Source organism: Chlamydiales bacterium (genome assembly GCA_041395025.1).
In the GTDB taxonomy this organism is placed as follows: domain Bacteria; phylum Chlamydiota; class Chlamydiia; order Chlamydiales; family JAAKFR01; genus JAJACP01.
Window position 1 is genome coordinate 756,326 of the sequence record JAWLBH010000001.1, and the last position, 15,112, is coordinate 771,437.

14 protein-coding genes are annotated in these 15,112 nt (G+C 37.0%); 8 read left to right on the plus strand and 6 right to left on the minus strand.

Annotated elements, in window-relative coordinates; translation table 11 throughout:
- Nucleotides 1–277: 277 nt before the first annotated feature.
- Together R3E91_03420 and R3E91_03425 are read left to right on the plus strand one after the other, a co-directional pair.
- Nucleotides 278–829, plus strand: coding sequence for an LpxA family transferase (locus tag R3E91_03420; protein MEZ5315244.1), 552 nt, complete (start codon nucleotides 278–280; stop codon nucleotides 827–829).
- A 57-nt stretch (nucleotides 830–886) separates the two neighbouring features.
- Complete coding sequence (locus R3E91_03425; protein MEZ5315245.1) at nucleotides 887–1,771, plus strand: polyprenyl synthetase family protein; 885 nt, start codon at nucleotides 887–889, stop codon at nucleotides 1,769–1,771.
- Here R3E91_03425 and recA read toward each other — a convergent pair.
- The 5 genes from recA to R3E91_03450 form a co-directional block, all read right to left on the minus strand.
- A complete protein-coding gene (recA, locus tag R3E91_03430) occupies nucleotides 1,702–2,781 on the minus strand; it encodes a recombinase RecA (GenBank protein ID MEZ5315246.1) in 1,080 nt (359 codons plus the stop codon). The genes R3E91_03425 and recA overlap by 70 nt on opposite strands.
- A 173-nt stretch (nucleotides 2,782–2,954) precedes the next feature.
- The gene (locus R3E91_03435) at nucleotides 2,955–3,491 is read right to left on the minus strand and encodes a 5-formyltetrahydrofolate cyclo-ligase (GenBank protein MEZ5315247.1); all 537 of its coding nucleotides are present in this window, start codon (nucleotides 3,489–3,491) and stop codon (nucleotides 2,955–2,957) included.
- A complete protein-coding gene (locus R3E91_03440; GenBank protein MEZ5315248.1) occupies nucleotides 3,472–4,743 on the minus strand; it encodes a hypothetical protein in 1,272 nt (423 codons plus the stop codon). Before R3E91_03440 ends, R3E91_03435 begins: the two co-directional genes overlap by 20 nt.
- Entirely contained in the window at nucleotides 4,740–5,354 is a 615-nt protein-coding gene (locus tag R3E91_03445; GenBank protein MEZ5315249.1) for a hypothetical protein, read from the minus strand. The genes R3E91_03440 and R3E91_03445 overlap by 4 nt, the downstream gene beginning before the upstream one ends.
- Nucleotides 5,351–6,742 carry a hypothetical protein gene (locus tag R3E91_03450; protein MEZ5315250.1) on the minus strand — a complete coding sequence of 464 codons (1,392 nt, stop codon included), beginning with the start codon at nucleotides 6,740–6,742 and terminating at the stop codon, nucleotides 5,351–5,353. The genes R3E91_03445 and R3E91_03450 overlap by 4 nt, the downstream gene beginning before the upstream one ends.
- A 372-nt stretch (nucleotides 6,743–7,114) precedes the next feature.
- On the opposite strand from R3E91_03450, the gene dusB reads away from it, so the two are divergent.
- From dusB to uvrB, 6 genes are all read left to right on the plus strand, one after another.
- Nucleotides 7,115–8,065 (plus strand): tRNA dihydrouridine synthase DusB, encoded by a 951-nt coding sequence (gene dusB, locus R3E91_03455; GenBank protein MEZ5315251.1) that lies wholly within the window; start codon nucleotides 7,115–7,117, stop codon nucleotides 8,063–8,065.
- The gene (locus tag R3E91_03460; protein MEZ5315252.1) at nucleotides 8,062–8,334 is read left to right on the plus strand and encodes an acylphosphatase; all 273 of its coding nucleotides are present in this window, start codon (nucleotides 8,062–8,064) and stop codon (nucleotides 8,332–8,334) included. Before dusB ends, R3E91_03460 begins: the two co-directional genes overlap by 4 nt.
- A 229-nt stretch (nucleotides 8,335–8,563) precedes the next feature.
- Nucleotides 8,564–9,826 carry an aromatic amino acid transport family protein gene (locus R3E91_03465; GenBank protein MEZ5315253.1) on the plus strand — a complete coding sequence of 421 codons (1,263 nt, stop codon included), beginning with the start codon at nucleotides 8,564–8,566 and terminating at the stop codon, nucleotides 9,824–9,826.
- Complete coding sequence (locus R3E91_03470) at nucleotides 9,816–11,015, plus strand: aromatic amino acid transport family protein (GenBank protein MEZ5315254.1); 1,200 nt, start codon at nucleotides 9,816–9,818, stop codon at nucleotides 11,013–11,015. The genes R3E91_03465 and R3E91_03470 overlap by 11 nt, the downstream gene beginning before the upstream one ends.
- Complete coding sequence (gene trpS, locus R3E91_03475; protein ID MEZ5315255.1) at nucleotides 11,012–12,049, plus strand: tryptophan--tRNA ligase; 1,038 nt, start codon at nucleotides 11,012–11,014, stop codon at nucleotides 12,047–12,049. The genes R3E91_03470 and trpS overlap by 4 nt, the downstream gene beginning before the upstream one ends.
- Nucleotides 12,042–14,039, plus strand: a complete 1,998-nt coding sequence (gene uvrB, locus R3E91_03480; GenBank protein MEZ5315256.1) for an excinuclease ABC subunit UvrB — start codon at nucleotides 12,042–12,044, stop codon at nucleotides 14,037–14,039. Before trpS ends, uvrB begins: the two co-directional genes overlap by 8 nt.
- A 34-nt stretch (nucleotides 14,040–14,073) precedes the next feature.
- On the opposite strand, the gene R3E91_03485 is transcribed toward uvrB, so the two are convergent.
- Nucleotides 14,074–15,069, minus strand: coding sequence for a Ulp1 family isopeptidase (locus R3E91_03485; GenBank protein ID MEZ5315257.1), 996 nt, complete (start codon nucleotides 15,067–15,069; stop codon nucleotides 14,074–14,076).
- Between the last annotated feature and the right edge of the window lie 43 nt (nucleotides 15,070–15,112).

Sequence of the window (15,112 nt, forward strand, 5' to 3'; positions counted from 1 at the left end):
AGCCTTGTTCATATTCTCTTGATGTCGATAAGTCAGAGGATATATACAAGACATAAACAGCTTATCGACACAAAAGATCTCTCTAGCATCCAAGAGCATGAATAAACAATTCCACTATCTTCTAAGAAGAAGAGTAAATTAGATATAGATTCTTCTTTTCTACAATTTGTGAATATTTATATAAATTAAGCTCATGTCTTTCTACTCCTCTCCCAGTTTCTTCAATCTTTCTGATTTTGCCCACCCCCTACTATTCCATCATAAAACACCTGTTTGGATGGCTATCACAAGAATTTCTGATTATCTTCTCTCTTATTGTTTAGGTAAAATCTCAGGAGTGGTAGAACCTGGAGTATTTTTACCTGATCCTGAACAGATTGTAATCGGCAAGGGCACGATTGTTGAATCTGGCGCCTATATTAAAGGTCCATGTATTATTGGGGAAAATTGTGTGATTCGCCACGGTGCTTATCTCCGTGGAGGAGTCATTACTGGCAATGATTGTCTCATTGGTCATGGGACTGAAGTAAAACATTCTATTTTTTTGAATGGAGCTAAAGCAGGCCATTTTGCTTATGTGGGAGATTCTATCCTAGGTAATAGAGTCAATCTCGGAGCAGGAACTAAATTGGCTAATCTTCGTTTTGATAAAAAAAATATCTTTATTAAAGATGGAGAGAAAAAAGTGGATAGTGGACTGAGAAAATTAGGTGCTATTTTGGGAGATGGATCTCAAACTGGTTGTAATGCAGTGACAAGACCAGGGGTATTAATAGAGCCGAAAAGCATTTTCCATCCATCCACATTTTTATCTAGTAGAATTTCCTGAAAATTGTATCGTCAAAACACTCTAAAAATGATAAAATTCATTCTCATGAAGAAGAGTATGAATATTCTAGCAGATTATCAAGAGCAGATTGATGGCAATCTCTATAAAAGCATTAATTCTTTTGGTCCTAAAACTATTCTCAGAGATGCGATCGAATATGCCTTTAAAAATGGTGGAAAGCGTTTACGTCCAGCCATTGTTCACATGATCTCAGAGATGATTGACTGTAAGATTGATGTCACAGATTCTGCTTTAGCTGTAGAATATTTTCATACTGCCTCTTTGATCGCAGACGATCTTCCATGCATGGATAATGATGATCAGCGTCGTGAGTTACCTTCTCTCCACAAAGTTTATGGAGAAAGCACAGCTATTCTAGCTACCTATAGTCTCATTTCTGCTGGATATGACCGGATTCGTCTGAATGGGGAGAAACTAAACAATCCCTCTTTAATTTCTATTGCTATTGAAAACGTCGCTTTTAATACAGGGATTTTAGGGGCAACTGGTGGACAGTATGCTGACTTATTTCCTTCTCAATGGACTGAAGCAGTTATTTTGGATGTGATTGATAAAAAAACAGGAACTCTTTTCGAAATTGCGTTTGTATTAGGTTGGATTTTTGGAGGAGGTGATCTATCTCTTCTAAAATGGGTAAAACAAGCTGCGTGTCATTTTGGACGTGCATTTCAAATCAGCGATGATTTTGTCGATCTTTTTGAGGATAAAGAAAATAAAAAAATCCCCAGCTTGATTGGTTTTGAAAAAGCAGCTTACCTGCTGACTGATGAGCTTTCTCATTTTCAAGAGGTATTGCAGAAGCTCACTTTTAACACATCTAAACTTTTATCTCTAAGTGCATTAATTGAAAATCAATTAGCTACAACACCCGCTGCTTCTTTTTTTCGATTTAAATCTTCTCCTACTTTTGCTGAATCTTGATTGAAGCTCATGCCATAAGCAAGGAGGACTTTGTCTTCAATTTCTTGACACAGTGCAGGATTTTTCTTGAATTCATCGCGTGCAGCCTCACGTCCTTGGCCAAGGCGGCGATTTCCATAGCTATACCATGCCCCTTTCTTTTCTACGATGCCTTTTTCCACTCCTAAATCAAGCACACTCCCTTCGGAAGAAATGCCTTCATTAAAAAGAATATCAAATTCAGCGACGCGGAAAGGAGGAGCTAATTTATTCTTAGCAACTTTGATTCTAGCTCGATTTCCAATATCATTTCCTCCACTAGTTTCACTTCCTTTGATCCCCCCAATACGACGAATCTCTAGTCGCATAGAGGAGTAAAATTTCAGGGCACGTCCTCCAGTGGTGGTTTCAGGATTCCCAAACATCACTCCAATTTTTTCTCGGATTTGATTGATGAATATTGCACATGTATTCGATCTGGAAAGAGTGGCTGTTAATTTTCTTAGGGCTTGAGACATCATACGCGCTTGTAATCCAATATGAGAATCGCCCATTTCTCCCTCAAGTTCACTTTTGGGTACTAAGGCAGCTACAGAGTCAATCACAATCAAATCGACTGCCCCTGATCGAGCTAGCATTTCAGCAATGTTTAAGGCATCTTCTCCACAGTCTGGTTGAGAAATCATCAGTTCATTGACATTGACACCAATTCTTGTAGCATAGGAAGGGTCAAGAGCATGTTCGGCATCAATATAGGCACACAAACCACCATTTTTTTGTGCATTCGCAACAATATGAGTTGCAAGTGTGGATTTTCCTGAAGATTCTGGTCCATAAATTTCAATGATTCTTCCTCGTGGAACCCCCCCAATTCCTAAAGCAATATCGAGAGTTAAAGCCCCTGTGCGGATACAAGAAATGGTTTTTTTTGTTGAGTGTTTGCCAAGGGTCATAATCGAACCTTCACCAAACTGTTTTTCTATATATGCTACTGCTGATTCGAGTGCCTTTTTACGCTCAGAAGAATCCATAGTTCATCTCCATGATAATAGAATCAATCATCTGTTCCTATTTTTACTGAATGATACCAAAGGTACGAGATATATAGTAGATCGATTTCTCTGGTAATAAAAAATCTATTTTCAAATCGAATGAATAAAGAAATTTCTTTTAATTAAAAGAAGTGTTTCACTGAGGGGTTTGATTAGAAAAGTTCTATCTGACTTAGAGGAATATCTTGGTTTTCAATAGGGATTGAAGGAATCATTTGTTCTTTAAAACCCACTCCAATAGATAGGCAATTCATAGAACTAAGGAAACGGTCATAGTATCCTTTCCCATAACCAATTCTATTATTTTGAAAATCAAAACCCAAAGCCGGGATTAATGCAATTTCTACCTCTTTGACTTGTTCACATTTCTCAGGGATAGGTTCATGAATCCCAAATTTTCCCCTATATAATTGCTGTTCAATATCTTCTATTCTATATATTGTAAGAGATTGATCTTCAACTTTGGGTAATAAGAGTTGACCATTGACTGCTAAACACTGATTTATGTGTGAGGTATTAATTTCAGAGCAAAGACTCCAGAAAGATAGTACCGAATGATAAGGGGTGAGTAGAGGAAGTAGATGATCTTTTAGAGCTTGAGCAGCTTCCTCCTGCCTTTGAGGAGGTAGCGTTTTTCGTATGGTTTTTAAGAATTTACGTAGAGAATTTTTAATTAACAGGGATTCCATCTTGGTAATCAATCTTGTTTAAAAATATTCCCTCCGGATTAAAAAGAGTTGCAGTCCCATGACCTTTTTCGACCTTAGAAAGAGGGATATTCTCTCCTAGACGATAGTATTCTCCTTTTATAAGTTTGTCATTGCTGTATTCTTCAACAAGCATGAGATTCCCATTGCGGTACCAAGCTGTAAGCAGGCCATTTTTTCTGTTTCCACTCATTTCACGTTGGCTTTCATTTTGCCCATTCTCATACCATGTTTTGACGGGACCTTGAAGGACTCCGCAATGCCAGGTTAGCAACAATTTGGTTTGGTTAGTATTAGGGAAGTAGTCTACCTCTTCTCCCTGCTTGAGTCCATTTTCTAGATGGTAAATCCGGATCAGTTTTTCTTCTTCATCAAACACATGAATAGCACCCTCTTGAATTCCATTTTGAAATTCTTGCAATTCTTGTAAACTTTCTTTTCCAAAAACTGCCCGCCATCCTTCACCTTTTCTAATTTCAGAAATTTTGCTGCCACATGGATTTAAATAATCTCCTTCCATCAGCAAATCTTTTTTATACTGTTCATGATAGGCCTGTTCCCCATTATTCCAGTAACGAATCGCTTCCCCTTCTTTTTCTCCGTGGTTGTAATCAATAGTTTGAAAAAGCCTACCATTATCAAGATAAATCTTTTGGGTCCCTTGTAAAAATCCTTTGTCATAAGGGGTAATTTTCCAAACTAAGCTGTTGTCATGATAGTAAATAACCTCTCCTTCTAATTCTCCTTTGTTATAGGGAATTTGAGCGATTAAAATCCCTTCTTCATTCCATACGCGATTTAACCCTTCAAATAACCAACTTTGTTCAGCACTGGTATCGAGATCAGCGATTCCACCAATCACCTTGGCATCAATTTTCATTTGACCATTAGGAAACCATTCTTGATAGCTTCCATAAGCTCGATTATTGATTGCTTCAAGATATTGTTTAGGTTGTCCATTAGGATGGTAGCTAGTAAGATAAGAATGAATATTTCCATTCTTTTTTCTTCCATAGACACGAAGTACTTTTTGATAAGGCTGAGGGGTAAGAAAATTTGTTTTATCAAATGTACTTAAGCGATCTTTCGAACTAATTGTTTCAGACATCCCATTTCGATCAATAATATTCATACTGGTGATCATCTCAGGTTCGAACTCCTTTTTAAAAGGGAGTAGACAGCCATTAAAAAGAAAAAGGGTAGACAAGAGAAATACAAAGATGTATTGATTCATTCAAAAAACTCCCTTTTTAATAGTTTTAAGTTAAGTTCAAAAATCTGATTCCCCTCCAATTGAGTTTTCTTATTTAATTCAAAGTCTGTAATAATAATTTGTGGTTTTTCTCTTTGATCGCCCTCTAAACAGACTAGAATATTGTGAAGATCCTCAATATCGACTTCTACAGTGTGAGCTTGCATCAATGTTGTTTCTTGCATATGATCACCTGAATGGGGGGATTTCTCAACGAAACGTAAACAGTTGGCTTCTCCCATTAAAAAAGCATAGCGTTTTTCTGCCATTTTATTTCCTGTAAAAGAGGGATTTTTGAGAAGATTTATCAGTGCTAGACGCTCTTTTTTGAGAAAATCTATCGACTCTAGGTGATTGCTCAAGTAGTTATGATCAGTATGGCTATACTTTTTTCGAACTGCATTGTTAATAGACTGTTTGTCTCTTTTCTCTATAGATAAAGATTGGATAGTTTGTATTCTCTTTGCAACTAAACTCCATTTTTTTTTCTCTTTTATATAAGAATAACCAATAACAAAAAGCGTCAAGACCACCGATAGAAGGAGATAAAAAAGAAACCGAAAGGGAGAGATTGCGTGATGCAGTTTTTTCATGAGTTATATTGAGTTTTGTCTTTTAAATAAAAACTAGTCTTGTACTTTCCTTTGGAATTAGACCATTCCACAGCTTCTTTGGGGTCAATAACATTTTGAGCAGAGAGAAGAGCATTGTGAAAAGCATCAGTGGTTTCAGTACTTTTCGAGAAAAATTCTATTTCCACCCTGACTTTATATCGCTCATCTTTTCGAGAAAAATCAGGACGTTTGATCATAGAATATTGGATAGAATCTATTGCGATTGAGGGTTGTTTAGCAAGCCAAGCTAATAATTCGCTTACATTAGGAATGTTTGGAAGCATGGGATAGGTGTTAGGACGAGAGTTGATGGTTTTTTCTATTTTTTCGAGGGTGAATAAATAGTCATCAGCGTCTAATAGTTGTTCTGTTAGAATATTTTTTCCTTCAGCTTGGAGTAAAGATACAACACTCTCTTCTATTCGTTTTTTTTCTTGATTCAGAGAGATTTTGGCAAAACTCAGTAGAGTTCCTAGCAGAATCCCTAATAGGGTGATAGAAGTGATCAGTGGTTTCTTAAAACGTGACCATTGGTAGGGGTAAGAGCGCTTTTCCTCGATGAAATTGATTTCATAGCCCGCAATCGCTCCCCCAATAGCAAGCCCATATTCTCTTAAATCTTCATTTGATACATTTGAAGCTAAGAGAGAGGGGCATTTGACCATTTTCCCTGTAGCCGCTTCAATTTGCTCAGGATGTCTACCCAATAAAAAAATGGTATCGATTTTTTTCGTTTTATGTGATGAAGCAAAACTTAACACTGTCTTCTGAACCTCATTCCCAAGATGCTGAGTTTTTTTGAAAGCACGAGCAGCTAAAAGTTTTCCTTGATCTACTAAGATACATGTTGTTTCTTCTTCTCCTTCATAAACAAGAAAATTGATTGCACTACTTTCTGTAAAAAGTCTTGTTAAAGCAGCGAGTGCATAAGGCACGCAAGTGACGACTTGTGGTACGATATTTTTTGTGTGAAGAGCTTTTAGATGTTCTTCAAGATGGTCTTTTCGCACAGAAAAATGAGTCAAAAGGGTGGCATGAGATTTCTTTTTTATCTTTTGAAATCGAATGATAGCTTGATCGATAGAGTAAGGTAAAAGAGGTTCTAGTTGGAAAGGAATCGCTGCTTGAATATCTTTATCTTTCTCTACTTGGATCTCAGAACCACGCACAAGGACTCCTTTTGAAGGAAGAAGAGAAATAGTCGTACCTTCATCCAAAAGAGAAATAAAATCTTCGGAATATTGATGAGTGGTGAGACTCATCAATTCCCATGCGGCTTTTTTTTTCTTTAACTTTGCAAGACGAACCGTCTCCTTATGGAGATCGATGCCAAAATAGATAGGCGCAGAAGGAAAAAAAGAACCCATACTAAGTCAAATAAATTGTATTGTTTTTGTAAAAATTATAAACTAATGAGTCGGATGATTCAACTGGAAAAGAATAAGAAAATTTATGTAAAATGATGCTTTTTTTGTAATTAAAAATGCTTTTATATACTTTAAATATTCTTTTTACCTCTTATACGTTCATGCTATTGATACGGGTTTTTGGCTCGTGGTTTCCTAACTTATCTCAAAATCGATTTATGTATTTTATTGCTTTTTATACCGATCCTTATCTAAATGTTTTTCGGAAAATTCTTCCACCCTTTGGTCCACTTGATATTAGCCCAATGATTGCTTTTTTTGTGCTTCAAATTATAGAGGCGATAGTATTTAAAATACTTCGATAATGTCCTTATGCAAGAGATCACTCCTTTCCCTCAAATTACTTATGCTCCGTTGGCAGGTTGTTCAGATTATTCTTTTCGTCAGATGTCTGCTCGCTATCGCCCAGGATTGATGTTTTGCGAGATGGTAAAAATGGAACCCATGTTACGTAATTGTCCAAATACTTATCAAATGTTGAACTACAATGAGTCTATGCGTCCGATTGGAGGACAAATTTGTGGGAGTCAACCAAAATTGGCAGGACTATGTGCTAAAATTATTGAAGATTTAGGATTTGATGTTGTGGATCTGAACTGCGGTTGTCCTGTTGACAAGGTGACAAAAGATGGTAGTGGTTCTGCAATGCTCAAAGATCCAGAGCGGATTGGGGAAGCGATTTCTCATATGGTAGCAGCTGTAAAAATTCCTGTTACAGTCAAGATAAGAGCGGGTTGGGACGAGAAAAGCATTAATGCTCCTCTCATCACTCAAATTGTTGAAGAGGCAGGAGCTCGCGCAATTTTTATCCATGGACGAACTCGAGCTCAAGCCTATCGAGGAGGAGCAAATTGGACTCATATCAAATCATCGAAGGCAGTAGCTAAAAAGATCAAGGTGATCGGTAATGGGGATATATTTAATGCGGATGCAGCTATACGCATGTTAAAAGAAACTCATTGTGATGGGATTTTAGTTTCCCGAGGAACCATGGGACAACCATGGATTGTAGAAGATATTCGTCATTTAATCAAAGGTGATCCCCCTATTGACCGCTCCTATCTAGATTATCGACAAGCGCTTTTGGACCATATCCATTACTTACGAGAGCATAAAGATCCACGAAATGCTCTTATTACCATTCGAAAGATCTCTGGTTGGTATCTTAAAGATGCGCCTAATGTTCGCTATTTGCGCAAGGCAGTGAGTCAAGCTTCATCTTTAGATGAGGCATATAAGTTAATTTGCTTGTTTGACCAATGAAAGAATTACATAGCATTGTTCATGGCAGGGTACAAGGTGTTGGATTTCGTAGGTTAATTTTACATTATGCTGAGAAATATCTTTTAAGAGGCATAACGAGAAATCTTTCGGATGGCACAGTAGAAATTTGTGCTCAGGGGTCTCAGAAGTCGTTGGAATTATTTCTTCAAGATTTGAAACAACATAAGGGCGCCCCTCAAATTAAATCCATAGAAACGAGTTATAAAGAAGCAGTAAAAAAATTTGAAGATTTTAGAATTATTTACTAAAGATCTATATGGTAAATCCTCAATGCTCTTTTAAAAGATCTATTTCCAAAAGTCGTAGCCACTCATTTTTGATTTCCATCGATAGAGATCAAGATTTTTGGTAGAAGGAAAAATCTCATCTCGATATTATAAATTTCATGAAAACCAATGCCTATGTCATCCGCTTTTTTTGGCGGATTTCTTCTTAAAATCTTTTCTATTTTCTTCTCATATTTTTAAAGGATTACAGATGGTTAAATTAGCGAATTTCCATATTCAAGAAGGCAGTGTTTTTGGAGGTATTCTTCTGATTTCTGGTAGTTGTATTGGAGCAGGAATGTTGGCTATTCCTGTGATTACAGGGATTGCGGGTTTTGTTCCCTCGATTTTACTTTTTCTTTTAGCTTGGCTTTTCATGACCGCCACCGGTTTTCTTCTTTTAGAAGCTAATCTCGCGGTTGGTTATGACTGCAGCTTAATTTCCATCGCAGAAAGAACTTTAGGTAAGGTCGGTAAAATCCTCTGCTGGGTTCTCTTTCTTTTTCTTTTCTATTCCTTAAGTATTGCCTATATTGCAGCAAGTGGTTCGATTTTACACGGATTGACAATCGATTTTTTCAATCTTAATCTCCCAGTTTGGGGAGGTGGGTGTCTATTAACTATTATTTTTACTCTTGTCTTATATAGTGGGGCACGTCGTGTGGATTATTTTAATCGATTTTTGATGATCGGTCTTATTCTGACTTATTTGATTTTGATTCTCTTTGGCAGTTTTTACATTCATCCAGATTATTTATCTTTAAAACAGTGGAAATATGCCTTGCCTTCTCTTCCTGTTTTAATTATTTCTTTTGGTTTTCATAACATGATTCCTTCTCTTGCGATTTACATGAAAGGAGATCGAAAACGACTGAGAATCACGGTATTAGTTGGGAGTGCAATTCCTTTAATCATTTATCTTTTATGGGAAACTGTCATGCTAGGAATTGTGCCTTTAGAAGGACGTACAGGATGGCTCCATGCTTTAAATCAAGGAGAGGCAGCCACTCAAACTTTACGTGCTGTTGTTGGAATATCCTGGATAAATTATATTGCACAGGGATTTGCCTTATTTGCCATCATTACCTCTTTTCTTGCTCAGTCTTTAAGTTTGGTCGATTTTTTAGCAGATGGTCTAAAAATTCCAAAGGTGGGTTTAGGACGGTGTGCTCTAGTTTTGCTTACCCTCATTCCTCCTTTCATTTTGGCTTATGCTTATCCAGGAATTTTTATCAAAGCTCTCAATTTTGGAGGTGGATTTTCTGCCGTCATTCTTTTTGGTTTTTTACCCGTAATCATGGTCTGGGTCTTACGTTATAGATGGAGAAAAAATATGGTTCATATCCTCCCGTTGGGGCGGTTGCTGCTTGGATTGATCATGTTGATTGGAATGAGTATTTTTTTTATTCAATTATTTACTCAAATGACCTCCTCTTCTGTTTCTGATTCTATTGAGGTCTACGATGATCACTAAAAATAACCGTATGATGGGGGCGATTTTTCTTGTTGCGGGGACGACGATTGGAGCAGGAATGCTGGCTTTACCTATCACTACGGGTTTAGCGGGTTTTGTGCCTTCTTTGGTGATTATGACTCTCATTTGGCTTTTTATGATGTTAACGGCATTCTATCTGCTTGAGGTCAATTTATCTTTAAAAGGAGAAAGTAATCTTATTTCAATGGCTCATCAAACTCTAGGCAAGCCGGGTGAAATCCTCGCTTGGATGACTTATCTATTACTACTTTATTCTCTTACTGCAGCTTATATGGTAGGATGTAGCCAGATTATTTCTACCCTTTTCCAAGAGAGCTTCTTCATTGAACTGCCCCATTATATTTGGCCTGTCGCAATATTTTGTATTTTTGGCATTTTCCTCTACTTTGGTACAGAAGTCGTCGATATTCTAAATCGAATTTTAATGGCAGTTTTAATGATTACCTATCTTGGTTTGATCAGTTTTGGATGGAAATACATTGATTTAAAGATGTTAAATCATATCAACTGGAATTTCCTTCTCCCTTCTATTTCTGTCTTAGTGACCACTTTTGGGTATCACATCATTCTTCCCACTTTGACCACCTATTTAGAGCATGATAGTAAACGTCTGAAATGGTCTATTTTCATTGGGAGTTTGATCGCTTTTATTGTTTATTTAATTTGGCAATTTCTTGTGATGGGTTTGATTCCTGTAGAAGGGGAAAATGGTTTGTTGGGGGCAGCTCAGAAAGAGATGCCGGTTTCATTATTATTAGAATTGGTGGTACATCATCCATTTTTTAGTCTATTTGTCCATGCATTTGCTTTTTTTGCGATCATCACTTCTCTTCTTGGAGTGGGTCTGAGTCTTTTGGATTTTTTAGCCGATGGCTTAAAAATTAAAAAGACGCATATAGGAAAATTATGTTTAATTCTTCTTACCTTTGTTCCTCCGCTTCTATTTACCTTTTTTTATCCTCAAGGCTTTATTGCTGCACTAAATTATGCGGGGTTTTTTGTCATCATTCTTCTTGGAATTCTTCCCATTCTCATGGCATGGTTTCAGCGTTATAGAAATGATGAAAAATTTTTAGAATTCAAATTTAAAGTTTTTGGTGGGAAAAAACTGCTCACAGTGACAATTTTCCTAGCGATTTTCTTATTATCAGTCGAGATTTTTTCATGAAAAAACGGATTGTCACAGGAGATCGTCCAACTGGAAAACTCCATTTAGGGCACTGGGTTGGTTCTATTCAGAATCGGTTAGCTTTGCAGGAGAAGTATGACTGTTATTTTTTAATTGCTGATCTACATACCTTAACAACGAAGCCACTCAAAAACGATATTATAAAAATGAGATCTGACATTCGAGAAGTGGTCCTTGATTGGTTAAGTTGTGGGATTGATCCTGAGAAATCGACGATTTATCTTCAGTCGGCTATTCCTGAAGTGTATGAGATGAATCTCATTTTTGAGATGCTCGTTTCTTTGAATCGACTGACAGGGTTACCGAGCATAAAGGAGATGGCACGTCATGCAGATATTCCTGATGAAAGGATCTCTTTTGGATTAATTGGTTATCCCATTTTACAAAGCGCGGATATTTTACTCCCACGTGCTCATCTTGTGCCTGTCGGGAAAGATAATGAAGCCCATATTGAATTGGCGCGAGATATAGCTCGGCGTTTTAATAATTATTATGGTGAAGTCTTTCCGCAGCCTGAAGTCCTTCTCAGTGAAACTTCTACTCTCATTGGAACTGATGGCAAGGGCAAAATGAGTAAATCAGCTGGGAATGCGATTTTTCTTTCTGATTCTCGTTTAGAAATTGAGAAAAAAGTACGTAACATCTTTACTGATACGAATCGAATTCACACACACATTGCTGGTAAAGTCGAAGGGAATCCCCTGTTTCTATTTCATGATGCATTTAATCCCCATAAAGATGAAGTCAGTGATTTTAAAGCGCGTTATCGAGCTGGCAAAATTGGTGATCTTGAAATTAAAGAGCGTCTTATGGAAGAACTAGACAGACTTCTCTCTCCAATACGTGCAAGACGCGAAGTCTATGAAAATCAAAAAGGGATCGTAGAAAAGATTATCTATCAAGGAACCTTAAAAATGCGTGAGATAGCTAAAGAGACCCTTAAAGAGATGCAAAGTGCGATGGGATTGAAAGGGTACTGGAATAAAATTTCAAGAATTGCCAGGAATGTTTAAACTCAAAAAGGATTTTCTCCCTTGTGGTGATCAACCAGATACAATTCACAAACTGACCGAAGGGGTTTTAAAGGGAAAACCTGCACAAGTCCTTTTAGGAGTGACTGGATCAGGGAAAACTTATACGATGGCTAACATCATCGAAAAAGTCCAAAAACCCTCTTTAGTTTTAGCTCATAACAAAACACTTGCTGCTCAACTATATCAGGAATTCAAAAAATTTTTTCCAGATAATGCTGTCGAGTATTTCGTTTCTTATTATGATTATTATCAACCTGAAGCTTATCTTCCCCGTACCGATACTTACATTGAAAAGGATCTTTCAATCAATGATACGATTGACAAGATGCGCCTTTCAGCGACCCGTTCATTGCTAGAAAGAAAAGATGTTTTGATTGTGGCTTCTGTCTCTTGTATCTATGGTCTTGGGATGCCAGAACATTATGCAGAGATGAAACTGCATTTACAAGTAGGAGAAAAATGGAATCAAAATGCTCTTTTAATCCAACTGGTTGAGATGCAATATAAGCGTAATGATACCGATTTTTTTCGTGGGATTTTTCGATTACGTGGTGACGTATTAGAAATTTATCCGGCTTATGAGGAAAACTGTGCCTATCGTATGGAATTTTTTGATGATCTTCTTGAGAAGATCAGTGAGATAGACCCTGTAACGGGTAGAATATCGAAAAGATTGGAAAATTTGACCATTTATCCTGGTTCCCATTATGTCATGCCGGAGGCTGTGCGCTTACGTGCTGTTGAAACAATTCAGCAAGAACTTCAGGAAAGAATCACCTACTTTGGATTGCAAGAGAAGGTAGTGGAACAAGCAAGAATTCGTCAGCGTACCCTCTATGATTTGGAGATGATTAAGGAAGTAGGTTTTTGCAAAGGGGTAGAAAATTACTCTCGCCATTTTTCAGGCAGAAATCCAGGGGATCCCCCCTCTTGTTTACTCGATTACTTTGGAGATGATTATCTTTTGTTTATCGATGAATCTCACCAAACGATCCCTCAACTTCATGCGATGTATCATGGAGATAGAAGCAGAAAAAAAACTCTGATTGATTTTGGATTTCGCCTTCCCTCTGCTTATGATAACCGTCCTTTAAAATTTCAAGAAACTTATGAAAGGATCAATCAAGTGATTTATGTTTCTGCGACTCCAGGGGAGTGGGAGCTTAATGAAGCTGGAGGAGAGTGTTGCGAACAAATTATTCGTCCTACAGGCCTTTTAGATCCAGAAATTGAAGTGAGAGCTGCCACTGGACAAGTAGATGATATTTTGGAAGAGATTCGTCTTCATCAAGAGAAAGGAGAAAGAATTCTCGTGACGACATTGACAAAACGTCTTTCTGAAGATCTCACGAAATATCTCCTCAATCTAAAGGTAAAAGCAAAATATCTCCATTCTGAGATTGACACCCTTGAACGTGTCCAAATTTTGCATGATTTACGCATAGGTGTTTTTGATGTACTGGTCGGGATTAATCTCCTGCGAGAAGGACTCGATCTTCCAGAGGTTTCTCTTGTAGCAATACTTGATGCTGACAAGCAAGGATTTTTACGTAGCCAAACCGCGCTCATCCAGACCTGTGGAAGAGCTGCGCGTAATGCAAAAGGACGAGTCATCATGTATGCGGATAGATTAACTGAAGCGATCAGAAAGACCCTTGAAATTACTCAGGAACGTCGTAAGCGTCAAATGGCATATAATCAAGCGCATGACATTATTCCTCAAACTATTAAACGCAATTTTGCGAATGAAATGAGTTTCCCTAAAGATCTCTCAAAATCACAAGCAGAATCCTCAAACGATTTGCATAAAAAGAAAAAACGCTATTTTAATGTTCAAGATCTTGAAAAGAAAATCCAGAATTATGAAAAACTCATGCATCAAGCAACGAAAAAGTTTCGCTTTGAAGAAGCAGCTAAATATCGAGATCTTATAAGAAAATACAAAAATAAAGAATTAGGGGTGGAATAGAGAATAATGGTTTTTCTATAGAGATGTATATCTTTTAAGTAGATGAGAATTTTGGATTTGGAAATTTATTATGAATTAGATGACGATACCCTTCTATCCTTGAGAGCTCTCGCCACTTGTTTTCAAATGCTTTGTATCCTTCTTCTTCACTTGCATAGACTTTTTGGTAATCCTCTATTGTTTTGTTTTTATTATCTTCGATTTGAGCTAATACATCTTCTATCTTTTGTCTATATTGTCTAATCAAAGAGGAGATCTCACCTTGATTTTTTCTGCGTAATGCATTCACCTCGAATTGGGAATTAGATAATTTTTGTTCTAAGAAGTATAGTGTCCATGGACCACATTGATATCCATCTTTCTGTAACTCCCAAGTAATTTTAGGGGTAAAAGTACATGATATTTTAAAAGTAGTGTCCATAAAGCCGATGAGTTCTCTCTCTATAATTTCATGAAATTTTCCGTATTTTCCTTTGCTATCATAATATTCAAAAGAGCGATGTTTTTTGTCGAAGTAAACCAATACCCAGTGATTTTTTAATAAAATAAAGATCGGGACATCAAGAGGATTAGATGGATCTAACTGAGAATTGATCTTATTTAACAAAGATTTAATAGTAAAACCCTCCTCTACTGTTTTATGCATATCGTTCAATATTTTTTCATTCAATTCGTAGTCAATCAGAGAGATTTTATTAGGAAAATCTTCAGATAGCGAAACTAAGTGGGAGAAAATGTCTACATTGGATAAGTAAGATTGATTATGGGACTCTCTCTCTCGACTTTCGCTATTCTTATTCAGAGATTTTGTTTTTTTTTCACAATCGAGCTTTTCGAGATGATTTTTTCTAGTTGAGACGCATTTTATCAAGAGTCCTGTAATGAATAATAGACCACCTGTGATAGACAATAAAATTTCTCCAGGCATTCCCAAAGGGATTTTAAATAGTCCCATACCAGCAATTACTGAGATAACAGCTAGAACAATCATGGTGATCCTAAAAGAAAGAGAATATGTTGTCTCTTTCACCCTAGGATCATCATAGCATGGCAACCCAAAAGCTAACTGAACT